This is a genomic window from Amycolatopsis sp. lyj-109, assembly GCF_046548995.1.
Classification (GTDB): Bacteria; Actinomycetota; Actinomycetes; order Mycobacteriales; family Pseudonocardiaceae; genus Amycolatopsis.
Window position 1 is genome coordinate 187,821 of sequence record NZ_JAJPWR010000011.1, and the last position, 22,975, is coordinate 210,795.

At 71.8% G+C, this 22,975-nt stretch carries 21 protein-coding genes and 1 pseudogene; 13 read left to right on the top strand and 9 right to left on the bottom strand.

Going from position 1 to position 22,975, the window contains the following annotated elements; genetic code table 11:
• Positions 1–2: 2 nt before the first annotated feature.
• Positions 3–2,105, top strand: a complete 2,103-nt coding sequence (locus tag ACLJQF_RS25345) for a fatty acid desaturase (protein WP_410612156.1) — start codon at positions 3–5, stop codon at positions 2,103–2,105.
• Between the two features lie 109 nt (positions 2,106–2,214).
• Here the strand turns inward: ACLJQF_RS25345 and ACLJQF_RS25350 are convergent, their stop codons facing one another.
• Positions 2,215–2,736, bottom strand: a complete 522-nt coding sequence (locus ACLJQF_RS25350) for a hypothetical protein (protein WP_410612157.1) — start codon at positions 2,734–2,736, stop codon at positions 2,215–2,217.
• Between the two features lie 198 nt (positions 2,737–2,934).
• Between ACLJQF_RS25350 and ACLJQF_RS25355 the strand changes: the two genes are divergently transcribed.
• The 3 genes from ACLJQF_RS25355 to ACLJQF_RS25365 all read left to right on the top strand — a co-directional run bounded on the left by ACLJQF_RS25355 (position 2,935) and on the right by ACLJQF_RS25365 (position 7,084).
• Positions 2,935–4,470, top strand: coding sequence for a sensor histidine kinase (locus ACLJQF_RS25355; RefSeq protein WP_410612159.1), 1,536 nt, complete (start codon positions 2,935–2,937; stop codon positions 4,468–4,470).
• A 4-nt stretch (positions 4,471–4,474) separates the two neighbouring features.
• Positions 4,475–6,421, top strand: a complete 1,947-nt coding sequence (locus ACLJQF_RS25360; RefSeq protein ID WP_410612160.1) for an ArnT family glycosyltransferase — start codon at positions 4,475–4,477, stop codon at positions 6,419–6,421.
• Positions 6,422–6,529: 108 nt separating this feature from the next.
• Complete coding sequence (locus ACLJQF_RS25365; RefSeq protein ID WP_410612162.1) at positions 6,530–7,084, top strand: GNAT family N-acetyltransferase; 555 nt, start codon at positions 6,530–6,532, stop codon at positions 7,082–7,084.
• Here ACLJQF_RS25365 and ACLJQF_RS25370 read toward each other — a convergent pair.
• Complete coding sequence (locus ACLJQF_RS25370) at positions 7,032–8,216, bottom strand: hypothetical protein (RefSeq protein ID WP_410612164.1); 1,185 nt, start codon at positions 8,214–8,216, stop codon at positions 7,032–7,034. The genes ACLJQF_RS25365 and ACLJQF_RS25370 overlap by 53 nt on opposite strands.
• Positions 8,213–9,280, bottom strand: coding sequence for a helix-turn-helix domain-containing protein (locus ACLJQF_RS25375; protein WP_410612165.1), 1,068 nt, complete (start codon positions 9,278–9,280; stop codon positions 8,213–8,215). The genes ACLJQF_RS25370 and ACLJQF_RS25375 overlap by 4 nt, the downstream gene beginning before the upstream one ends.
• A 235-nt stretch (positions 9,281–9,515) precedes the next feature.
• Between ACLJQF_RS25375 and ACLJQF_RS25380 the strand changes: the two genes are divergently transcribed.
• The 7 genes from ACLJQF_RS25380 to ACLJQF_RS25410 all read left to right on the top strand — a co-directional run bounded on the left by ACLJQF_RS25380 (position 9,516) and on the right by ACLJQF_RS25410 (position 15,943).
• Positions 9,516–10,136: a hypothetical protein gene (locus tag ACLJQF_RS25380; RefSeq protein WP_410612167.1), complete on the top strand. Its 621-nt coding sequence runs from the start codon at positions 9,516–9,518 to the stop codon at positions 10,134–10,136.
• Positions 10,137–10,155: 19 nt separating this feature from the next.
• Positions 10,156–10,818, top strand: coding sequence for a Crp/Fnr family transcriptional regulator (locus ACLJQF_RS25385; RefSeq protein WP_410612168.1), 663 nt, complete (start codon positions 10,156–10,158; stop codon positions 10,816–10,818).
• 84 nt (positions 10,819–10,902) lie between these two features.
• On the top strand, positions 10,903–11,235 hold the full coding sequence (locus ACLJQF_RS25390) for a hypothetical protein (RefSeq protein WP_410612170.1): 333 nt from the start codon (positions 10,903–10,905) through the stop codon (positions 11,233–11,235).
• Positions 11,232–11,855 (top strand): hypothetical protein, encoded by a 624-nt coding sequence (locus ACLJQF_RS25395; protein WP_410612171.1) that lies wholly within the window; start codon positions 11,232–11,234, stop codon positions 11,853–11,855. The genes ACLJQF_RS25390 and ACLJQF_RS25395 overlap by 4 nt, the downstream gene beginning before the upstream one ends.
• Before the next feature lie 87 nt (positions 11,856–11,942).
• Positions 11,943–13,199 (top strand): glycosyltransferase, encoded by a 1,257-nt coding sequence (locus ACLJQF_RS25400; protein ID WP_410612173.1) that lies wholly within the window; start codon positions 11,943–11,945, stop codon positions 13,197–13,199.
• Positions 13,199–15,040: an ArnT family glycosyltransferase gene (locus ACLJQF_RS25405; protein ID WP_410612175.1), complete on the top strand. Its 1,842-nt coding sequence runs from the start codon at positions 13,199–13,201 to the stop codon at positions 15,038–15,040. The genes ACLJQF_RS25400 and ACLJQF_RS25405 overlap by 1 nt, the downstream gene beginning before the upstream one ends.
• Positions 15,041–15,181: 141 nt before the next feature.
• On the top strand, positions 15,182–15,943 hold the full coding sequence (locus ACLJQF_RS25410; RefSeq protein ID WP_410612176.1) for a hypothetical protein: 762 nt from the start codon (positions 15,182–15,184) through the stop codon (positions 15,941–15,943).
• Here the strand turns inward: ACLJQF_RS25410 and ACLJQF_RS25415 are convergent.
• Positions 15,931–16,665: an AfsR/SARP family transcriptional regulator gene (locus tag ACLJQF_RS25415; protein WP_410612177.1), complete on the bottom strand. Its 735-nt coding sequence runs from the start codon at positions 16,663–16,665 to the stop codon at positions 15,931–15,933. The two genes, ACLJQF_RS25410 and ACLJQF_RS25415, sit on opposite strands and share 13 nt — an antisense overlap.
• 92 nt (positions 16,666–16,757) lie before the next feature.
• On the opposite strand from ACLJQF_RS25415, the gene ACLJQF_RS25420 reads away from it, so the two are divergent.
• Positions 16,758–17,468, top strand: coding sequence for a PP2C family protein-serine/threonine phosphatase (locus ACLJQF_RS25420; RefSeq protein ID WP_410612179.1), 711 nt, complete (start codon positions 16,758–16,760; stop codon positions 17,466–17,468).
• Between the two features lie 60 nt (positions 17,469–17,528).
• On the top strand, positions 17,529–18,662 hold the full coding sequence (locus tag ACLJQF_RS25425; RefSeq protein WP_410612180.1) for an SWIM zinc finger family protein: 1,134 nt from the start codon (positions 17,529–17,531) through the stop codon (positions 18,660–18,662).
• Here the strand turns inward: ACLJQF_RS25425 and ACLJQF_RS25430 are convergent.
• The 5 genes and pseudogenes from ACLJQF_RS25430 to ACLJQF_RS25450 form a co-directional block, all read right to left on the bottom strand.
• Positions 18,645–21,095 carry a DUF6493 family protein gene (locus tag ACLJQF_RS25430; protein ID WP_410612181.1) on the bottom strand — a complete coding sequence of 817 codons (2,451 nt, stop codon included), beginning with the start codon at positions 21,093–21,095 and terminating at the stop codon, positions 18,645–18,647. The genes ACLJQF_RS25425 and ACLJQF_RS25430 overlap by 18 nt on opposite strands.
• 35 nt (positions 21,096–21,130) lie before the next feature.
• A complete protein-coding gene (locus ACLJQF_RS25435) occupies positions 21,131–21,610 on the bottom strand; it encodes a DUF2127 domain-containing protein (protein ID WP_410612182.1) in 480 nt (159 codons plus the stop codon).
• A 26-nt stretch (positions 21,611–21,636) separates the two neighbouring features.
• The gene (locus ACLJQF_RS25440) at positions 21,637–22,077 is read right to left on the bottom strand and encodes a hypothetical protein (RefSeq protein ID WP_410612184.1); all 441 of its coding nucleotides are present in this window, start codon (positions 22,075–22,077) and stop codon (positions 21,637–21,639) included.
• Positions 22,047–22,241: a zinc finger protein gene (locus ACLJQF_RS25445; protein ID WP_410612186.1), complete on the bottom strand. Its 195-nt coding sequence runs from the start codon at positions 22,239–22,241 to the stop codon at positions 22,047–22,049. Before ACLJQF_RS25445 ends, ACLJQF_RS25440 begins: the two co-directional genes overlap by 31 nt.
• A gap of 89 nt (positions 22,242–22,330) precedes the next feature.
• Positions 22,331–22,900 (bottom strand): annotated as a pseudogene (locus ACLJQF_RS25450) (glycoside hydrolase domain-containing protein); the annotation flags it as partial.
• Positions 22,901–22,975 lie beyond the last annotated feature (75 nt).

Below are 22,975 nucleotides of genomic sequence, written 5' to 3' on the forward strand. Positions count from 1 at the left end.
CGATGCCCGTCGTCGATACCCCGCCGCGCGGCTCCCGGACGTCCGGAACCGCGCCGGCGGCCGACGTGCCGGGCCTGCCCTCGGTGCCCTCGCCCCGCATCCCGCTGCCCCGCGTTTCGGTGCCGACGCTCCTGTTGTTCTTCGGCGGCGCCGCCTTGTGGGTCACGGCGACCTGGCTGCTGCTGGCCGGGATCGCACCGCCGGCGTACACCGTGCCGCTGCACGCGATCGTCACTTTCACGATGTTCACCGTGGTGCACGAATCCGCCCACCACGCCGCAGGAAAGCTGACATGGGTCAACGAGGTGCTCGGGCGGTTGGCGATGCCGTTCGTCGCGGCATACGCGTCCTTCCCGCTGCTCCGGTTCATCCACAGTGAACACCACCGGAACACGAATGCGGACTCCCACACGGATCCCGACGCCTGGACGTCGCAGGGAGCCTGGTGGTCGCTGCCGTTCCGCTGGCTCACCATCGACTTCTGGTACGCCCGCTTCTACACCGCGCGCGTGCGCACCCGCCCGGCCCCGGAGCGGGCGGAGGCGATCGTGCTGCTGTCGCTGGCGTTCGTCGCGGGCGCGACGCTGATCGCCTTCGGCCACGGCCGGGAACTGCTGCTGGGGTACCTGCTGCCGCAGCGGATCGGGCTGGCCCTGCTGGCGTGGTGGTTCGACTGGCTGCCCCACCACGGCCTCCCCGCCGCGAAGCCGCGCGACAAGTTCGGCACCACGCGGGTACGGGTGGGGCTGGAGTGGCTGATGACGCCGATGATGCTGTTCCAGAACTACCACCTGGTGCACCACCTCCACCCCGCCGTGCCGTTCTACCGCTACCTGCGCGCGTGGCGGGACAACCGGGAGGCCTACCTGGCCCGCGATGTCCCGATCATCACGGCGTGGGGCCGCGAGCTGACGCCGGCGGAGTACCGCGCGTGGCGGCGGCTGGCCGACGGCCTCGGCGACCACGAGCCCTGCCCCGAGCCACCACCCCTGGGGCCGAGCCGGTTCCACCGGCTGCGGGTGCGCGAGGTCCGGCCGCTGACCGCGGACGCCGTCGCGATCACCTTCGACGTCCCGCCGCAGCTGGCGCCGGAGTTCCGGTTCGCGCCCGGCCAGCACGTGGCGGTCCGCGCGGTGATCGACGGCCGGCCCGTGCGGCGGACGTACTCGATCTGCGCGCCGGCGGACTCGGGCGAGCTGCGGATCGCGGTGAAGCGGCGAGCCGGCGGGGCCTTCTCCGGCTTCGCGACCACGACACTGGCGGCGGGCGACTCCCTCGACGTCCTGCCGCCCTCCGGCGCGTTCACGCTGACCCCGGATCCGGCGCGGGCCGCGCACTACGTGGCGCTGGCCGCGGGCAGCGGCATCACGCCGGTGCTGTCCATCCTGGTCAGCACGCTCACCGCCGAGCCGCACAGCCGGGCGACACTGCTGTACGTCAACACGTCCGGCGCGACGACGTTGTTCGCGGCGGAGCTGAGCGCACTCGCCGACGGGTTCGGCGGCCGGCTGCACGTCGTCCACTACCGCACCGACGAGCGAGACCCGGACCTGCACGTGCACCGGCCCCGGCAGTTCGACACGGTCGGCGAGGCGCTCGCCATCTCCCACGAGCGCTACCAGCGCGGGCGGCTCGACGGGACGCGGCTGCGCGCGCTGCTGCAGAACCGGCTGCACCCGGCGAAGGTCGACGAGTGGTTCCTGTGCGGGCCGCGCGGCCTCACCGAGCTGGCCCGCCGCACCCTGGCCGACGCGGATGTCCCGGAGGAGAACGTCCACTTCGAATTCTTCCGCGGCGCGGCACCCCTGCGCGACCCGGCGGGCACCCCGGCCCAGGTGGCGGTGACGCTGGGCGGCACGACGACGTGCGTCACGGCCGAAGCCGGGGAGACGGTCCTGGACGCGGCGTTGCGGGCCGGGTACGAGGTGCCGTACTCGTGCACGGGCGGCGCGTGCGGCACCTGCCGGGCGACGCTGCTGCACGGCCAGGTGGACATGGACGTCCGCTACGCGCTGACGGAGGACGACGTCGCGGCGAGCCGGATCCTGACGTGCCGCTCCCGCGCGACGACCCCGGAGGTCGCGGTCGACTACGACCGCCGCTGACCCGGCCCCGAGCGCCCCAAGGCGGCCTTGGTTGCGTCTGACGCACCGAAGGCCGCCTTGGGTGCGTCAGACGCACCGAAGGCCGCCTTGGGGCGCTCGAAAGCCAGGGTCAGCCGGTCCGGGTCGGGCCTCCCGATTCGCCGTCCGTCACCGAGGTCGCCGTCGCCGTGGTGCCCGACTCCGTGGCCACCACCGTGACCGTGTCGCCCGTCGCCAGGCCGGTCGCCTGTGCGGACGTGATCGTGTACGTCTTCGAGAAGCCGTCATCGCTCTTCGCGGTCAGGGACGTCGCGCTCAGCTCCGTCACCTCGCCGGTCTGCATGATCTTCGTGACGTAGCCGCCGTTGCCGTCGGAGGAGACGTACTCCCCGTGCAACGCCGCGCCCAGGCCGCCGCCGCCCGGCATGCCGCCGGGGCCGCCGGTCATGCCACCCGGCCCGGCCTGGCTGTCCGTGGCCGCCGACGACGAGGCGGCCCAGACCGCCGCTCCCCCGCCGGCCACGATCACCGCCGCGACCGCGCCCGCCGCGATCTTCTTGCCCGGCGACCAGCCCGGCTTCGGGGCCTGGTCCGGCGCGGGCGTCGCGCCCCACGTCTGGTCCGGAGTGGACGGTGCCTGCGGTGTGGTCATGGTGCTGCTCCTCAACGTGGTCGTTCGGTGCGTTCCACGGTGGAGCCGTTCACTGTGTACCGACTGTGTCCGCCGTCAGCCGTTCCTGTGACCGGACCCCACCGGAGAACCGGACATCCCGCAACGGGCCGGTCACCGCACAGGCACTTCACAGGCAGCGCACAACCCGCACACACGGCCCGGACGGACGCTGGATCCATGGCCGCGCGAACCATCCCGTCTCGTCCCCGCCGGGGGCGGCTTTCGCTGCGCGCGAAACTGACCGGCTCGGTGGTCGTGCTGCTCACCGTGGTGTGCTTGATCGTCGGCGTGGTCAGCGAATTCGCGCTCGACCTCTTCCTGACCCGCCAGATCGACCAGCAGCTCTCGGCCGCGGCGAACCGCTCCCTGATCTTCGCGAGCAACACCCGGCCGCCGGACGGCGGTCCGCCGCCGGAGAACCAGGGCCAGCACCCGCTCGGGCAGAACGTCGGCACGGTGAGCGCCACCTTCTCGGGGCAGCAGCTCGTCCACGACGACAGCATTTCCGAACACGGCGGACGGCTGTACCTGACCGCGGACCAGCAGGCCCTCATGCTGTCGGTGCCCACCGACGGCAAACCGCACACGATGTCCTTCGACGACCTCGGCGAGTACCGCCTGATGGCGCTGCCGGTCGCCGGGACGTCCGACGTCGTGGTGACCGGCCTGCCGATGAAGCCGGTCAACGACACGCTGCTCACCGTCGGCCTGATCCTGTTCGGCGTGGCCGCCGCCGGCGTGCTCGGCGCGGCCTTCCTGGGCGCGTTCGCGGTCCGCCGCACGCTGCGCCCGCTCGACCGCGTCGCGGCCACCGCCGGCCGCGTCACCGAGCTGCCGCTCGACCGCGGCCAGGTGGCGCTGTCCATCCGCGTCCCGGAAGCCGACACCGACCCGCGCACCGAGGTCGGCCAGGTCGGCTCGGCGCTGAACCTGATGCTCGGCCACGTCGCCCAGGCCCTCGAAGCGCGGCACGACAGCGAGATCCGGGTCCGGCAGTTCGTCGCGGACGCCAGCCACGAACTGCGCACGCCGCTGGCCGCGATCCGCGGGTACGCCGAGCTGGCCGCCCGCGGCAGCGCCCTGGTGCCGCCGGACGTCGCGCACTCGATGGGCCGGATCCAGTCCGAAGCCGTCCGGATGACGGCCCTGGTCGAGGACCTGCTGCTGCTCGCCCGGCTCGACGCGGGCCGTCCCCTGGACGTGCGCGACGTCGACCTCACCCGGCTGGTCGCCGACGCCGTCGGGGACGCCCAGGTCGCCGGACGGCAGCACCGGTGGCTCCTGGAGCTGCCGCCGGACCCGGTGCTCGTGTTCGGCGACGTCCAGCGCCTGCACCAGGTACTGGCGAACCTGCTGGCGAACGCCCGCACGCACACCCCGCCGGGCACCACGGTGGTGACCGCGCTGACCCGCTCGGCGGACGGCAGCGCGGTGCTCACGGTGACCGACAACGGTCCGGGCATCGCACCGGACCTGCTGCCGGACGTCTTCGAGCGGTTCGCCCGCGGCGACTCGTCGCGCTCCCGCCAGGCCGGCAGCACCGGGCTCGGGATGGCGATCGCCTCCGCCGTCGTCGTCGCCCACCACGGCTCGATCGAGGCGCACAGCCGGCCCGGGCGGACGGAGTTCGCGGTGCGCCTGCCCGTGGCCGTGCCCGCACAGCGCGTGCACAGCGTCGGCACAACCCGGCCCCAGCTGGAGACCGGAAGCTGATCTCATGACCGCTGTGACATCCGGGTCTTCGCCCCGGGCCGGGGGCTCCGCCACCCGGAGCCCCCGAGAAGCCCCTCTCACCACCCGCGAAACCGCCGCGCCTCCCGCACTGCCGGCTCGTCCGTCGTGGCAGCGTCCCGCCCTGGCCGTCCTCCTGCTCGGGACGGCGGCGCTCTACCTCTGGGGCCTCGGCGCGTCCGGCTGGGCCAACGCCTTCTACTCGGCGGCCGCGCAGGCGGGTTCGCAGAGCTGGCAGGCGCTGTTCTTCGGCTCCAGCGACGCGGCCAACGCGATCACCGTCGACAAGACTCCGGCCGCGCTGTGGGTGATGGGCCTGTCGGCAAGGCTGTTCGGCGTCAACGCGTGGAGCATCCTGGTGCCGCAGGCCCTGATGGGCGTGGGCTCGGTCTGGTTGCTGTACGCAACGGTCCGCCGTTCGTCCGGCCCGGCGGCCGGGCTGCTCGCGGGCCTGGTGCTGGCCCTGACGCCCGCCGCGGCGCTGATGTTCCGGTTCAACAACCCGGACGCCCTGCTCGTGCTGCTGCTGGTGGCGGGCGCGTACTGCGTGGTCCGGGCGTGCGAGAAGGCAAGCCCGCGCTGGCTCGCGCTGGCCGGCGTCGCGGTCGGTTTCGGCTTCTTGGCGAAGATGCTGCAGGCGTTCCTGGTCCTGCCCGCGTTCGCCGTCGCTTACCTCGTCGCCGCCCCGGTGTCGCTCGGCAAGCGGCTGCTGCACCTGCTCGGCGCACTGGTTTCGGTTCTGGTGGCGGCGGGCTGGTACCTGCTGGTCGTCGCCCTCTGGCCGGCGGCGTCGCGGCCCTACATCGGCGGATCCCAGACGAACTCCTTGTGGGATTTGATCTTCGGCTACAACGGCTTCGGCCGCATCACCGGCGACGAGGTCGGCAGCGTCGGCGGCGGCGCGGGCCGCGGCTGGGGTTCGACGGGCCTGACGAGGTTGTTCGGCAGTGAGATGGCGGGCGGCATCGCCTGGCTGCTGCCGGCGGCGCTGCTGGCCCTGGGCGCGGGCCTGTGGTTCACCCGCCGCGCCCCGCGCACGGACCCATCCCGCGCGGCCCTCCTGCTGTGGGGCGGCTGGCTGCTGGTGACGGCGCTGGTGTTCAGCTACATGAGCGGCATCATCCACCCGTACTACACGGTGGCCCTGGCCCCGGCGGTGGCGGCGCTGGTCGGCACGGCGGCGGTCCAGCTGTGGCGCCTGCGCGCCCACCCGGCGGCGTCGGGCCTGCTCAGCGGCGGCGTCGCGGTGACGGCGCTGACGGCGTACCTGCTGCTGGGTTCGTCGTGGCAGCCGTGGCTGGCCCCGACGGTGCTGGTGGGTGGCCTGCTGGCGGCGGTGGCGCTGTTCTTCGCCCCGCACCTGACCCGCGGGGCGGCTTCGGTCGTGGCGGCCATTTCGCTGGTCGTAGCGCTTGCGGGCACGGGCGCGTACACACTGGCGACGGCGGCGACGACGCACAGCGGAGCGATCCCGTCGGCGGGGCCTTCGTCGGGCTTCGGCGGCCGAGGTGCGGGCGGCTTCGGTGGCCCAGGCGGCTTCGGCGGCGGTGGTCGTGGGGGCGGCCCGGGTTCGCTGCTGTCGACGACGCTGCCCGGAGGGTCGCTGACCGCGTTGCTCCAGCAGGACGCGTCCAAGTACACCTGGACGGCGGCCACCGTGTTGTCCAACGCGGCGGCGGGTTACCAGCTGGCGAGCGGAGCGCCGGTGATGGCGGTGGGCGGTTTCAACGGCACGGACCCGTACCCGACGCTGGCGCAGTTCCAGCAGTACGTGGCGAGCGGGCAGATCCACTACTTCCTGGGCGAAGGCATGTCGATGCAGGGCAACAGCGGTTCGGACGCGGCCCAGCAGATCGCCGAGTGGGTCGCGGCGCATTACGAGTCATCCACTGTGGACGGCGTAACGGTGTACGACCTGACTGCGACCGTGTGAGACACGACGAAAGCAGGGTGTGACGCCGGTCCGGGCCCGGGCAACCTGGTCAAGAACCGGCTCACTCCGGCACACTGGTGGTGCCCAGGCGAACAGGAGTTCCTGCTGATGACCGAGCCTCACGTACGGCTGGCCGGATCGGCAGATCTGGAAACGTTCGCCAACGTCCTCCGTGACCGCGCATTCTTCGACGATCGCTACGAACGACAGCGGAATGGTCACGGCGTGCTGTTCCTGGGCTGGCTGGGTCACCGCCCCGCCGGAGTCGTCTACCTGTGGCTGACGGAAGCCGAGGAACAGCCCATCCGCGACCACCTGCCCGGCATCCCCCTGATCATGAACCTGCAGGTCCGCGAGGACCTACGGCGGCGTGGCGTCGGCACGGCCCTGGTCCGCGAGGCCGAGCGTCGCCTCCTCGCGAAGGGCCGCTACCGGGTCGCACTGGCCGTGCGCACCGACAACCACGACGCCGCCCGCCTGTACGACAACCTCGGCTATCGCGACTGGGGCCACGGGGACGTCATCTGCTTGGCGCGGACGACGTCCCCGGACGGCACGGTCCTGACCGAGAAGGAAGTCTGTCACGTACTGGTCAGGGACCTGGTGCCGATCACACCGGCGCCCCGGACGGAAGCACGGCCGATCGGCGCTGCACGCCCGTAGCGGGCGGGACGTCGACCTTGTTCCCGGCCCGGGCCAGCAGCGGGATACCGAGCGCTTCGACGGCATGCCCCACACTCGAACCGCCGTGGTGATCACGCCGGAGGTCGGTGATCCGCTGCCGCCAGCGCACGCAGTCCTGCTGCCAGGCGCGGAGGTACCGCACGCACAACTCCGGCGTGATCAGCTCACTGCGGCCGATCGCCGCCCGGAGGGAGTCGATCATCCGGGCCTGCTGGCCCGGCTCGATCGGCGACGCCTGCACCAGCTTGATGGTTTCCCGGATGATCCGGCGGCGGTCGGCGAGAAAGGCTTCGAAGTAGCTTTCGTCGGCGTTTGCCAAGCCGAGGTGACTGTCGAACAGGCCGAACACGCCCTCGGCCAAGGTGTCGCCCAGTTCCTCTCCGCGGGCACGACGGGGGTCGCGGTAGGGGTCGTAGGACTTCTGGACCGCCGTACCCGTGACTGCTGAGGGCCGCAGTTTCATGCCGTCCAGCAGAAAGAACCAGTCTTCGTTGTAAATGTTGGGAAAGAACGAACTGAATGCGGCTTCCTCCACCGCGAGCGCGCCGCCGCCGATGAAGGTGTCCTGCTTCCGGCCGGCGTCCCGGATCGCGTGACACACCACGGAGTTGTCCGGCATGCCGGCGTTGGCCAGGCCGACCACCGCGTATTCGCCGAGCAGGCCGGCCGCGACACCGAGGTCCGCGGGGTTCGGCAACGCGATGTCGTCGTCAAGGAAGAGGATCCGCTTCCACCCGGCGAGCACCGCGATGAGCAGTCCCAGATTGCGCTTGAAGCTCGTGTCAGTCTGCCGCCGGAAGCGGGTGAAGCGCACGATCTGATCGGTGGCGAACTCCGGGACCAGCCCCGGGCTCAGCAGATCGGTGTCGATGGCGAGCGCGCGGACACCGGCGCTCTTCGCTTCCAGGATCGCACCGGCGGTCGTCGACCGTTTGCTGCACAGGAAGAGCAGGAACGCGTCGCCGTCCTTTGCCGCCGCGATCGCCTGCCGCAGGTACGCGGCAGGGCGCGCAGTCGGCACGATGATCGCGTCCATCGTCGCGGCGGAGACGCCCTCGGTATCGAAGTGCGCCAGGAGGTCCTGGTGCGACTCGTGCTGCCGGGGGTTCACTCGGCAGCCTCGGGCCACTCGTGCAACCGGTTCTCCTCGCGGGTCCAGTCGGGAGTCAGCCCCTGTCCCCCGACGACAGGCACGCGGCTGATGATGCTGAAGGATTCCACATCGCCGAACCGCTCGTGCACATACGCGGTGTTACGGTCGCGGAAACGCGCATCCGTCAGCGCGCGAACCGCTCCGAGGGTGCCACGACCGTACATACCATTGCACACGGTTACGGTGCGCTTTCGGTTGAACGGACTTTCATCGCGGTAGAAGTGAGCGACGTCCTCCAACAGGTGCTCCTGGCTGTCGAGCTTGGGTTCGAACAGCGTCGAGTCGCCGTTTTCCTCCACCAGAAACCCGCCGTGCTCGGCCTCAGCCTTCCGAGGGACCTGCTTCACGGGAAGCTTCACCCGTTCGATGACGGTCTGGGTCACCGAGTTGAAGTCGACACCGCCGAGCAGGACGAGGTGGCTCGTGTAGTCGTCGGCCGTCAGCTCATCACTGGTGCAGAACTTGACGTTGTTGTCCGGGTTGCGCGAGCGGATGTGCCCGAAGAGCTCGATCAGCGCGTCCGGGTCGGCGTACGTGTACAGCGAGACGAAGTCCGCACTCTCCGAGTCCGCATAGGACAGGTGTTGCCGGTACTTCTCCGGCAGCCGGGCGCACACGATCGTGATGTTCTGGTCCTCGTCGAACGTCCAGATGTCCGGCACCGACCCCGGCGCGCCGGGGTGCCGGCCTTCCCACAGCCCCAGCAGCTCCTCCAGGAGCTCCTTGCGCCGCGTCCGCTCCCCGTCCGTCAGTTCGTGGACGGAGAGGACGTGCAGTGTCCCACCGTCGAGGGACCGCCGGGTCGCGAACAGCGTCGCGTAGGCCTCGAGCCGCCTGATCGGCGGCGCAACCGGCTTGTCCACGTTCTCCCAAGACGAGATCAGCGAGATACTGAGGGGCTTCTTTCCGCCGAGCGCCTGGGCGAGCTGAGTCTGGGTGATGCCGACGTCCGGCCACTGTGTGTCGCGCAGCGCGCGCAGGCGGCGGGCGAGCGCAGGCCGCGGCTGGTGAACTGGGGACACGACTCGGGCCGCCCTTCAGGAAATTTCAGTAATCCCGACGAGGGCGCCAATACTACTCCCGGTCACTAGTGGCTTTGTCGGCACCCCACCGAACCTGGGACTGAAACGTTACGCTCAGCGGAACTTCCCCGCACCGAACAGATAACACCGATTCATCTCAGTTGATCCGGGGTACTTCACGCCTTACAGTCTCCTTGACTGAACTTCAGTTTTAACCTGAAGGCAGGAGCAGGCCATGAGTACTCCAGCACAACACGTCCCCCTCCACCGGGCCATGGTGGCGGTCGACATCGAAGGCTCGACGACGCGGACCAACCCGGCGAGGGCCCAGCTCCGCGCTGTCCTGTTCGAGCTGCTGGACGAGGCCTTCCTGGCCGGAGGCATCACCAAGAAGTCCCGCGACAGCTTCGTCGACCGGGGTGACGGCGCGCTGTGCCTGGTCCGGCCGGTCGACCAGGCGCCGAAGCCGGTGCTGCTCACCACCGTCGTCCCGACCCTCGCCGAGTTGCTGGACAAGCACGCCGCGAGCCATCCCGAGCTCGCCTTCCGGCTCCGGGTCGCCGTGCACGCCGGCGAGGTGCACTACGACCGCCGCGGCCCGTACGGCGAGGACGTCGACATCACCTGCCGGTTCGTCGACGCGAGGGAGCTCCGGCGGCAGCTGAGTATCACGGCCGCCCCCCTCGTGCTCGTTATTTCACCGGAGATGCACCGCTCGGTCGTCCGCCACGGCTACCCCGGGATCGATCACACCACGTACTTCCAGACGGTGCCGATCAAGGTCGGCACCCAGCGGCTCCGCGGGTGGATCCACATTCCGGAAGCCGCCCGCCGCCCGGAGGACATGCCCGCGTAGCCGAAAAGAGGTGGGGACAGTGGAACCGACGGGATTCTGGGCCGAGCTGGCCCCGGCCGATCGCCGCAAGGTGGCGGAGTCCGCCACGCGGCGCTCCTACCGGCGCGGGCAGACCGTGTGCCGGGAGGGCGACCTCGCCAGTGTCGTGCAGGTGCTGCTGTCCGGGCACGTGCGGATCGTCCACGGCACGCCGGACGGGCGCGAGGTCGTCGTCGGGGTACGGGGTGCCGGCGACATCATCGGCGAGCTCGCCGCGATCGACGAACTGCCGCGTTCCGCGACCGTCGAGGCGCTCGACGACATCGACGTGCTCGAGGTCCCCGGCGACCGGTTCGTCACGCTGTGCCGGACGCGGCCGCGGATCTCGTGGGCGGTGCTGCTCGTGCTTTCGTCCCGGCTGCGGTCCGTCGCCCGGCAGTGGCTGGACATCGGCGGCGGCGCCGCGGCGCGGCGGGTGGCGGCGCAGCTCTTGCAGCTGGCCATCCAACACGGGGTGCCGCTCGGCAACGACATCCGGATCGCCGTCCCCGCCACCCAGGCCGAACTGGCGATGACCGCGGCGATGTCCCGGGAGTCCTGGGCGCGCGCGACGCGCGACCTGCGACACCAGGGGGTGATCAGCACCGGCAGAAGACAGGTGACGATCCACCGCATGGCCGAACTTCGGCGACTGGCGAGCTGAATCCCGCGCTCTGTGTCAGCTGACACAGAGGACACGGCGAGCCGGAGGTTTCCTGGACACACGGGCAGAGGAGGAGGGCTTTTCATGGACCCCTACACCACCCCACCGCGCCGCAGCCGCTGGCGCCGGGGCGTCTACGCGGCCGGTCTCGTCATCCCCTTCACCGCGACCCAGGTGTGGGCGCTGCTGGTGCTGCTGCGGCTCGCCCCGCTCGACGGGCTGGTGGGGCAGGCCTTCGTCCTCGTCCTGCTCGGCTCCGCCGTCGCGATCTGGGCCGGCTGGCGCTGGACCTGGCGGCTCGGCCGGGACCGCGACGGCTTTCGGGGGCCCCGGATGGCGGAGCCCCCGGCGCCGGGGCGAAGCCCCGGATATCACGTCGAACCCGAGCCCACCCCGAAGACCCGGATCCCGACATGACGTCCGGGCCGGTCATCGTCGCCGCGCTCGTGGTGGCCGCCGGTGCCGGACGTCTCCTGCGCCACCTCGGCGGCCTCCTCCGCCGCCGTCCCATCGAAAGGAGCACGGAAATGACCAGCACGCCTCCGACCTTCCCGCTGCGGATCTACCACTGGCGCTGGGAAATCCTGGCCGTGACGCTGTTCCCCTACGTCGTGGTGACCTTCGCGCTGTGGGCCGGCCCGCTCTGGGCGTCGGCTGTCCTCGCCACCGCACTCGGGGTGGCGGTGCTGCGCCGCCGCCAGGTGCAGGCCCGGATCCACGCCATCCGCCTGCAGCACCGGCTGCGCGCGGTGTTCCCCCACCTGCGCCTGCCCGGCGGCCGCCTCCCGGCCATCCTGTGGAGCCGGCCCCGCGGCGGCGACATCGTCGTGTCGCTGTTCGGGCGCGAGGCGTTCGAGCACCTGCACCGCCACCGCCACATCCTGGCCGTGGCCTGCGCGGTGCCCGAGGTGTATGTCGACCGCCACCCGAGGTACGCCGGCCTGGTGACGCTCACGATCAGCCCGACGGCGCCGAAGCGCGAGCCGGGTCGGGCTTCGCTGCCGAGCAACGTGGTTCCGCTGCGCGCGCACAGCTGAGCCCGCCCGGCCGCGAGCCGGGCACTGCACAGGAACCGCACAGAAAGAACACACGATCACCAAAGCGGCGGCCGCGATCGTAGGGGCATGACAGCCACCGCCCCCGCATCGCGGCCCGGGACCGTCCCGGTCGATCTGGCCGGCCCGCACCCCGTTCTCGACGTCGTCATCCCGGTCTACAACGAAGAGGCCGACCTCGAACCGTGCATCCGCCGGCTGCACGCGCACCTGGCCGAGCACGTCTCCTACCCGTACCGGATCACCGTCGCCGACAACGCGAGCACCGATGCGACGCTGCAGGTGGCCGAAAGACTCGCCCGCGAATTCTCCGAGGTGGCCGTCCACCACCTCGACGAGAAGGGCCGCGGCCGCGCGCTCAACGCCGTGTGGCGGGCCTCCGACGCCGCCGTTCTCGCCTACATGGACGTCGACCTTTCGACCGATCTCGCCGCGCTCGGGCCGCTCGTCGCGCCGCTGCTGTCCGGGCACTCCGATCTCGCCATCGGCAGCAGGCTCGCCCGGGGGGCGCGAGTGGTGCGGGGCCCGAAGCGCGAGTTCATTTCTCGCTGCTACAACCTGATCCTCCGCTCGACGCTCGCCGCGAAGTTCAGCGACGCGCAGTGCGGCTTCAAGGCCATCCGGGCCGACGTCGCCCGCGAGCTGCTGCCGCACGTCGTCGACACCGGGTGGTTCTTCGACACCGAACTGCTCGTCCTGGCCCAGCGCGCCGGGCTGCGGATCCACGAGGTGCCCGTCGACTGGGTCGACGACCCCGACTCGTCCGTCAACATCGTGCGCACCGCCACCGAGGACCTCAAGGGCATCGCCCGCGTCACCAAGGCCACCTTCACCGGGGAGATCCCGGTCAGCAAGCTGCGCGAGCAGCTCGGCAGGCAGCCGATCGGCGTCGACGCGCCGGGCGTGCCGCCGCGGCTGGTGACGCAACTGGTGCGGTTCGCCGCAATCGGCGTCAGCAGCACGCTCGCCTACCTCGTGCTGTTCCTGCTGCTGCGCACGGTCGTCGGCGCGCAACCGGCGAACTTCGCCGCGCTGCTGGTGACCGCGATCGGGAACACCGCGCTGAACCGGCGGCTCACCTTCGGCATCCGCGGCCGCGCCGGCGCCGGGCGGCACCAGTTCGAGGGACTGCTCGTGTTCGGCCTCGGGCTCGCGCTGACCAGCGGCTCGCTGGCCCTGCTCAACGGATCCACCACCCCCGGCCTGGTCCTGGAGATCACCGTGCTGGTGCTGGCGAACCTCGCCGCCACGGTGCTCCGGTTCCTGCTCCTGCGCGGCTGGGTCTTCAACCCGCGCCGCCAGGCCACCCCTCAGAAGGAGTACTGATGACCGCCGTCCTGTCCGACCCGGTTTCCGAACCCAGGCACCGCAAGGAGTCCGCCGCGCACGCGCCACCGCGCTGGGTCCGCCCGGCGGTGTTCGGGCTGCTGGCCGCGACCGCGGTGCTGTACTTCTGGAACCTCACCGCGTCCGGCTACGGCAACTCCTTCTACGCCGCCGCCGTCCAGTCCGGGACGCAGAGCTGGAAGGCCTGGCTGTTCGGCTCCCTGGACTCGGGGAACGTGCTGACCGTCGACAAGCCGCCCGCGGCGCTCTGGGTCGGCACGGCGTTCGCCCGGATCTTCGGGTTCTCCAGCTTCACCGTGCTGGCGCCGCAGGCGCTGATGGGCGTCGCGTCCGTCGGAATCCTTTACCTGACGGTGAAACGGACGTCGGGCCCGGTCGCGGGGCTGCTCGCCGGGGCGATGCTGGCGGTGACGCCGGTCGCGGCGCTGATGTTCCGCTTCAACAACCCGGACGCGCTGCTGGTGCTGCTGATGGTCGCGGGCGCCTACTTCGTCGTGCGCGCCACGGAAACGGCGAGCCCGCGGTGGCTGGCGCTGGCCGGGGCCGCGATCGGGTTCGGCTTCCTGACGAAGATGATGCAGGCGTTCCTGGTGCTGCCGGCGTTCGGCCTGGCGTACCTGCTCGCGGCGCCGACGTCGCTGGGCAAACGGCTGCTGCACCTCGGCGGCGCGGTCGTGGCGCTGGTCGTCTCGGCGGGCTGGTTCATCGCGCTGGTGGACCTGTGGCCGGCGTCGTCGCGCCCGTATATCGGCGGGTCGGAAGGGAACAGCCTGCTGGAACTCGCGCTGGGCTACAACGGCTTGGGCCGCATCTTCGGCGGCGAGGGCAACGGCGGCGGCATGGGTGGTGGCGGCATGGGCGGCAACACCGGGTTCGGCGGGTCGACGGGCCTGTTCCGGATGTTCGGCACCAGCTTCGGCACGGAGATTTCGTGGCTGCTGCCGGCCGCGCTGATCGGCCTGGTGGCCGGACTGTGGTTCACCCGCCGCGCGCCGAGGACGGACCGGACCCGGGCGGCGCTGGTGCTGTGGGGCGGCTGGCTGGTCGTCACGGCGCTGGTGTTCAGCTTCATGAGCGGCACGGTGCACCCGTACTACGCGGTGGCGCTGGCCCCGGCGATCGCCGCGCTGGTCGCGATTTCGGGCCGCGCGCTGTGGCAGGGCCGGGCCCACCTGGCGCCGCGGGCCGCGCTGGCCGGAATGGTCGTGGCGACGGCGGTGTGGTCGTTCATCCTGCTGGACCGGACGCCGGAGTGGTTCCCGGCGCTGCGCTGGGTCGTCGCGGTGCTCGGGGTGCTGGTCGGGACGGTGCTGGTGATGGGTGCCCCGGCTCCGCGTCGCTTGGTGTCCGTCGTGGCGGCGGCGGTCGTCCTGACGATCGGGGTGTCGTCCGCGGCGTACGGCGTCGAGACGGCGTCGGTGGCGCACAGCGGCTCGATCCCGACTTCGGGCCCGACGTCGAGCTCGATGGGCGGCTTCGGCGACGGCGGTTTCGATGATTCGTCGAGTGCGGTCGGCGCGTTGCTGGCGAAGACGACGACGAAGTGGGCGGCGGCGACGACGGGTTCGCAGAGCGCGGCGTCCTTGGAGCTGGCCAGCGGCAAGGCGGTGATCGGCATCGGCGGCTGGAGCGGCTCGGACCCGGCACCGACGCTGGCCGAGTTCAAAGCGTACGTGGCTGCCGGTGAGGTGAAGTACTACGTCGAGGGCGGCCGTGGCGGCGGCCCGGGCGGCGGATCGTCGGAAATCACGGAGTGGGTGACGGCGAACTTCACCGCCACCACGGTCGACGGCCAGACGGTGTACGACCTGCAGAGCTGAGTCTGCCGCGGCCGTCGTGAGTGGTAATTCGGGTTCTAACCCGAATTACCACTCACGACGCTTTGCGGCTTGCAGAAAAAGTATAGAAAGCTTACGTACCGTGGCGGCGACGGCGGCGGGGGCCGCCACAGGGGGTAAGCCATGACGCTCGATCGCCGGAACCTGCTCAAACTCACCGCAGGCGCGGTGACCGTCGCCGGGGCCGCGGTGCTCACCGGAGCCGCAACCGGAACGGCCGCCGCCGCGGACACCGGGTTGCCGCCCGTGCCCGGGATGCTCGGGGACCGCCGGGCCAACGAACTCTGGTACCAGCTCGACGAAATCGCGCTGTACCACCAGTCCCAGGAAGTCCAGGACGCCTACGCCGTGCTCTTCCCCTTCATCCAGCAGAACGCTCCGGAAGGCCTGTACGAGAAGTGGCGCGAGCTGAGCCGGGAACCGGCGTACCCGAAGAACTACGCCGAGTTCGCCAAGCCGGTCGAAGGGCCGCTGCGTGTCCTTTCGAAGCTGCAGCTCGACAACTTCGACCACTTCTACCGCGGTGACGAGGCCGGTCTCGTCAAGGCCTTCGCTGCCTTCGGGCAGGGCATCCTCTTCGACCCACGGCGGGCGCCGGAGGAGTCGGAAGTGCACACCATGAACGGAAATCCGCCGAGCGGCTACCACTTCTGGCACTCCGTCCTGCGCGCGCAGATGGCGCTGGGCATCGACCGGCACCGATGGGCGCGGATCGACCCGATGATCGGCTTCGGCTGGGCGCTGCAGTCCATCGCGAAACCCGACCACCGGCATGTCAACCCCGGCCTGCCGCGCGAGCAGGTCCGGACGCTGGCCCGGTACTGGCTGCCGCGCTCGCCCGCCGAACTCGACCGCGACTTCCAGTCGGCGCCCTATCCCGCCTGAGCGTCCAGGAGCCGCTGGTACGCCGCCCGCAGCGCCGGGCCCGGCGTGATCCCGAGCCGCTCGTCGAGGAGCCGGCGGCCGCGGTGGTACACCGTCACCGCGTCCGCCGGCCGCCCGCTCGCGCAGAGCGCGGCCATGAGCAGGGCCCGTGCGCGCTCCCGCAGCGGGTGCTCGAGGACGAACGCGGTCGCGTCGGGCACCGCGCGCACGTGGTCGCCCGACGCGACCTCGGCTTCGATGCGGCCTTCCAGCGCCGTCAGCCGCAGCTCGTCGAACCGCGCCGCCTCACCCGCGCGGAGCGGTTCGGCGACGCCGGCGAGCACCGGACCGCGCCACAACTCCAGTGCGGCGCGGAACCGCTCCGCCGCGCGGGCCGGGCGGTCCGCGCGCAGCTCGTCGTGCCCCGCGGAGGTCAGGCGCTCGAACTCCTCGGCGTCGACGGTGCCGCCCGGGGTCAGCAGGTAGCCGCCGCCGGTGCGGACGAGCCGCGCCGGGCGGCCGAGGGCCTTGCGCAGCCGGGAGACGTACGTGCACACCTGCGCGTCGACCGTCGAGGGCCGTTCGCCTTCCCACAGCAGCGAAATCAGCCGTTCGTCGGGCACCACGCGCCCGCGGGCCAGCAGCAACGCCGCCAGCAGCGTCCGCGGCTTGCGCCCGCCGAGCGCGGCCGGGCGGCCGTCGGCGCGCGACACCGTCAGCGGCCCCAGAATCCGGAACTCCATCCCCACCCCCTTTCCCACGATACCCGGAAAGTCTCAGCCGCCCCTTAGGTTCGCGGCGGATCATGGAGGTCAGAGGGGACGAGGAGGCCGCGATGATCACCACACGCCCGGGTTACCCACACTGGCACACCGCGAGTGCGCAGGGGCCGCGCTCACTCAACGCCGACGCTGTCGGAGCGTACGCCGCGGCCGGCGGGCCCGGCATCGCGTTCGCGCTCGCCGACGGTGTCGGAGACGATCCCGCCGCCGCGCGCGCCGCCCGCATCGCCGCCGCGGCCGCCGCGCGCACGCCGATCCACAAAGGACCGGTCGAGGCGGTTCTCGCCGCGCAGCGCGCGGTGCGCGAGCAGACGCTCGGGGACGCGGTGCTCGTCGTCGCCATGCCGGCCGAGCACGGCGGGTACCGCATCGCCTGGGTCGGGGACGCCCGCGCGTACGCCTGGGACGGCACCACGCTGAGCCGCCTGACCACCGATCACACGCTCGCCGAGTTCTTCCGCGCCCGCCACCAGCCGGTGACGCCGCGGATGGAGCACGTCGTCACCACCAGCGTCCGCACCGCGGAAGCGCACGAGATCGGCACGGCGGAGACGTCGAGCGCAGGCCTGCTGCTGACCAGCGACGGCGTCCACAAGCCGCTCACCGGCAGCGGCATCCGCGCGGTGCTGGCCCAGCCGGGCACGGGCGCTACGGAGCTCGTCGAAGCCGCGCTGGCCCGCGGCGGCTCGGACAACGCGACCGCCCTCTACGTCGAACCCCTGGAGGTCGACAGCACGACGGTCCGATTTCCCGTCGCCGCGTGAGCCTTGATACGGCAACGGCAGTCAGGTGAGTGAGCACCGGTCACGATCTAGGCTCACCGGGTGACGACCGATCTGCTGCTCGCGCCACCGGAGCGGGCGACCGAGGCTCCGGCGATCTTCGACGGCCTCTTGGATCCGGGGGTGCAGGCGGCGCAGGCGTTGCTGGTGCTGGGCCGGATCGCGCGCACCCGGTTCTACCTGCCGCCGAACATGGTGCGCCGGATGATCGCCGAATCCGATCCGGTGTTCAGCGCGGACGGGCAGACCTTGCGCGCGGAGTCCTTCTCCCCGTGCTGCGGCGTGCACGCCCGGCTGGACGTGCAGCCCTCGGGCAGGCTGAGTTCCGGGTGCACGAACGTGGATTTGGGCGAGGCGACCCGGGCGGCACTGGCCAAGGTGGTCGGCACGGAGCCGCTGCACCTGACCGTGCGCGGGGACGGCATCCGGCTGCGCACCCTGGACGGCGCGGAGTCCGAGGACCGGGTTCCACTGCCCAGTCGCTGGGTGGCCGGGTTCGCCGAGATCGCCGCGATCACCGCCACCGCGACGCGACGCGCCGACCTGGGTCAGACCGAGGCCCGGACCTTCCTCCGCCGGCTGCCGACGACGGGCACCATGGCTTGGGCGGTGCCCTCCGGCCGGAGCCTGCGGCTGACCGCACGAGGCGGTCCGGAGGCGATCCCGGCCACCGGCCTGCACCGGCTGCGCGTGGTCGAGCCGATGATCCGCTTCATCCAGGGCCTGTCCGTTTACGCCGCCCCCGGCGGAGAGTCGGCCAGTTGGGTGCTCCAGCTGGCCCGCGCCCGGCTCTCCGTCACCCTCTCGCCGGCGCCCGCCCGAGGTTTCTCCGGCGAGGGCGGCTGGCTGACCGCGCTCTCCGCGGGCCTGGACGCGCCCGAGTTGGTCAGCGGGCAGTCCGGGCACGACCTGGTGACCGGCGCCTGGTTCGCCCGCCCGCTTCCCAGCGGCGGCACGCCCGCCTACGCCCGGCTCACCAAGGCACGAGCCCTGGTCGAGGCGGGTGCCGTGCGGGCGCTGCCGGCGGGTGGCTACGAGATCGCGCACGGCGAGTCGCTGCAGCGGGTCCGCCTGGACCCGGCGGGCTGCACCTGCTCCTGGTGGGCGGAGCACCAGGAGCGGCGCGGCCCGTGCTCGCACCTGCTTGCCGCCCGGTTGTCAGCGGGCCAGGCGTGAGGCTGCCTTCGCCGATTTCGACGACCCGCTGAAGGCCGACAGCCAGTCCCTGGTGTCCGGGCTGACCGTGCCTGCGCCGCGCTCGGCCAAGTCCGCGGCCAGCTCCAGCAACGCGAACACGCCCTTCATCGACCGGTCAAGGGCAGGCAGCAAAGTGTCCACTACGGACAGAACGGCAACCGGGTGCTCGCTTGCCACCACATCCAGGCGTTTGACCAGCCGGGTCGGGGTGAGCGCGTTGCCCAGCACAGCCAGTCCCGCGCCCAGGGCGCGGGGGCCCAGCAGCCGAGTCTCCAACAGGGACAGCACCACGTCCACACCCCACTGGGCCGCGGTGGAGCGTTTGGTGTTCAGCGCGGCCGCGAGCAGCAGCGTGCCGCTGAAACCGGGAGTGTGCGGACGGTCCAGGTACGGGGGCAGACAGACCCGGTCTGTGGGGTAACCGGCCTCCTCGTCGTTGCCGAAGAGGTCCGCGGCAACGGTGGCCTCGATCAGCGTCCGGTCATAGGGCGCGCCGACGGCCTCGTGCGGGGTGCTGAACCCCAGCCATTCCCCGGTGTAGTCGCCGAGGCCCAGCAGACCCAGCCAGGGCACGTCGGGTTCCGGTGCCGCCGGGGTGCGCTCGAAGTCCAGCGCGTCCGCGCCCCAGGAGGTCTTGCCCAGCCGGGCCGTCCACACCATCGCGGGCACGGATTCCCCGCGCAGCACCGCAGCCGGATCGGCGGCCTCCGGATGCCGCGCCCTCGCGGCCGCGAGGCCCACCCAGCCGGGATCAGGCGCCTCCGCCGCACCCAGGGCGAAACGCACGGCCGTGGCGTGCGGGCCGGTCAGCGCGGCGGCGAGGGCACCGGCCTCGGCGCGGGTGTCCGGGGCCAGCCGGAGCAGCCCGTCCACCACGTCGTCCTGGCAGGCGTCCGGCAGGTCGATCAGCCGCCGCACGAAGACCACCGGGTCCAGCCAGCCGCCCTGGTGGGTCGGTGCCCCCACCGGGTTCGCGGTACCGGCCAGCAACGCGGCAACCCGATGCCGCAACGGCCGCAACCACCCCCGACCGGGCTCCGGCGGCTCGACCTCGCGTCCGGCCAGACCGAGCACCAGGGTGCCGACCAGCTTCCTGGCTGCCTCCTCGTACTCGCCGCCGGCCCTGACCGCCCGCTTCACCAGCGGTTTGAGCGCCGGCGCCAGGTCCTGCCCGGCCAGCCGGTGTGCGCCGTCCAGCACGGCCAGCAGCAGGTCTGCCTGGTAGATATCGGCCAGCAGCATCGAACACGCCTCGGCCAACGCGGCGGGCGAGTCCGGAATCTCCAGCGGGGTCACCAGCATCCGGCGCTCCGGCCACGGCGGCGGCACCGGCTCCGGGTACTCCGCCGAGCCCACCTCGGCGGGGGCCTGCGGCGGCAGCTCCAGCCGCGCGGCAGCCAGTTCGCGGACATCGCCTGCCTGGTGGCCCCGGGCGGCGTGGAAGACCTCGTTGGCCGATCCGGCCAGCTCGGGCCGTCGCTTGACCGCGTTCGCGGCCAGCCGCACCGCCAGCTTCGCGGTGCCCGCGGTTTGCCCGGCCGCCGCCGCGGGCAAGTGCCCGAGCACGACCTCCTCGTCCAGCAGCCCCGCCTTTTCCACCGCGAGCAGGGCCTTCACCGCGAAGGACACCGTGCGCGGGATGGCGCTGCCGCACAGCCGGGCGTACCGGTGCTGCGCGGCGGCCCGCTCCCGTGTGGTCGGGACGAGAGCCTCGTGCAGCGCGGCATACCACTGGGCACGGAAGGCGGGGAAGTCCCCGGCCAGCACCTCCAGCGTCAAAGCCAGCAGCCGAGCCCGGTCCACCTCGCCGGTGTGCACCAGCTCGACCAGGGCGGTTCGCCACTGGTTCGGCTCGGCCACGTACTTGTCGAAAGCGGCGAAACCGGCATCACCGTCGCCCTCCAGGGGCAACAGCTCCCACAGTTCGGTCAGCGCCCCCGGCTCCTCGCGCAGCCGCCCGGCCAGAGGCGTGCCCAGGTCCCGGCGAGCCCAGCCGAACCAGCCCGCGTAATACTCCGGGCCGCGCACCAGCTCGATCTCTCCGGCGCGCGCCAGCTCCCTGGCCAGCTCCCACCCGATCCGGGACCGCAGCAACCACGGCACCAGCGCCGCCCGTTCCGCCACCGGGCGGTCCAGCAGGGCCCGTCGCAGCACGTCCGCGTCATCGGGCCACACCGTCCGCCACCGCGGGTCGCGCGGCGGCAGAGCGGTCAGCAGTGCGGTGGTGGCCAGGCCCACCGTCCGCGCGTCCCTGGCGCCATAGGTGTTCGTGGCGACCTGCACGAACGCCACCGAGTGCTCCAGCACCGCGACCAGCTCCGGCACCAGCTCCGCGCGCCGCTCGCGACGCAGCGCGAGCATCCGCTCCAGCACCTCGGCCGGCGAGCCGGTCAGCAGTTCGGTCAGTGGCATGCGGCCAAACCTATCGCCCGAATGCCGTTGCGGTATCAGGCACCGCGCTTGAGCTGCCGGTACTCCCGCAGTACCAGCACGATGATCACGACGTCGAGCGCGGCGAAGAACGGCAGCGCGATCGAGTGGGTGTGCACCGCGCGGAAGACCTCGTACACCACGAACGCGGCAAGGATGGCCGCCGCCACCGGGTAGGCGCGGACGATCTTGCGGGCCAGCGCCCACACCAGGCCGAGCTTGATCAGCCCGTGGGCGAGCAGGTACGCGACAGCGAACGTCTTGGTGTCGCCGTGGAGGAAGTTCTCCGTCGCCGACTCGAGGTGGCGGGCCAGCGTGCCCGACGGGTCGCCGAGCAGGTCGCGGGTGATCACGGCGTGGGTGAACCCGCTGACCGTCGAGGCCGGGATGAACGCCAGGATCAGCGCCCCGACGACCTGCAGGGCGCCGTCGAGGCCCTTGAGCGCGATCGCGATCCGGAAGAAGCGCTCGGTCGGCGTGATTTTCTGCTCGGTCATGCCTCCAGCTCAGCAGAAACGGCGGGTCAGCGCACGTGGAGGCACTTTTCGCACCGTTCGTGCCGGGCTGTCCGGCCGGTCGGGTCCCTCCCGTAGAACGGGATACAAGCCGCGCCGCAGACGGCGAGGAAGATCGGCCCGCACCGGAGGGGGTGCGGGCCGACCTGGTGGGCGACGGCCAGTGCGCGCCACCGTGCGCCCGCTTCGGGGAGCCAGCCGTGGTCCGGGAGGCCGGCCCGGACCTCGGCGTCGAGCTCGTCGGCGCGGGTGATCAGATCCGCGCCCAGGTCGGCGAGCCGCTCCCCCAGGTCACGGAGGATGTCGGGGCGCGGTACCTCCTCGCCGACGGTCCGGGCCAGCCACGCCAGATCGGGCGCGAGCGAGGCGTGCAGGTCGCGGATGCGTTCCAGCAGCCGCTGGTCCCGGTCCGTGCCGGTCAGCACCGCGCCAGCCACGCCGACTCGCATGCGGCGCAGGTCGGATCGAACCAATTTCCGCCGAGCTGCGGAACATCCCGCACCGCGACGGTCACTTCTTCCCCGCACAAGGTCACGAACTGTTCCTCCGGACGCGGAGGGAACGGCCCGTCGAGCGCGTGGCGCTTTCCCTCCGCTTGCTGCCACCTCAACATGACGCTGATTGAACCTGTCCCGAGGCGTGGACGCCAAGACGCGAACGGGGCTTACCCCCGGCGCCGGTGCCGGGGAGGCCGGCACGGCGTCACAGGGCGGGCGGCGCCGCCTGCGTGCCCCACGCCGTGGGGGTGTCACTCAGAGAGAACCGGATCTTGCCCGCCCGCAGCAGGTCCGCGTGCGAGATCCAGCTGCGGCGGTAACTCCGGTGTCCGATCCGGACGTCCTTTGTGTACTGCAGCTTCGACGCGCTCGCCCCGGGCGCCTCGATCTCGATCTTGCGACCGCCGTCCGGGTGGATCTCGACCTTCTCGAACATCGGCGTGCTGAGCAGGTACGTCCCGGAACCCGGCTGGGCCTCGAAGACGCCGGCCATGCCGAAGACGAGCCACGACGAGATGGTGCCGAGGTCGTCGTTGCCCGGCATGCCGTACGGCGTGTCGGTGAACAGCGTCCGCGCCGCGCGCAGCACGGCCGAGGTCTTCCACGGCGCGCCCGTCCAGCTGTACATCCAGGGCGTGTGCAGGTCGGGCTCGTTGTTCGGGTTGAAGGCGAAGTTGTTGTGGTAGTCGTACGCGCCGTGGACCCAGGAGTCCTTGACCGCCTTCGCCGGGTCGGTGAGCAGCAGCGGCAGGTCGAAGAACGTGTCGAGCCGCTTCTCCGCCTGCGCCGGGCAAGCCCCAGATTCAAGCGCCCCAAGGCGGCCTTCGGTGCGTCAGGCGCACCCAAGGCG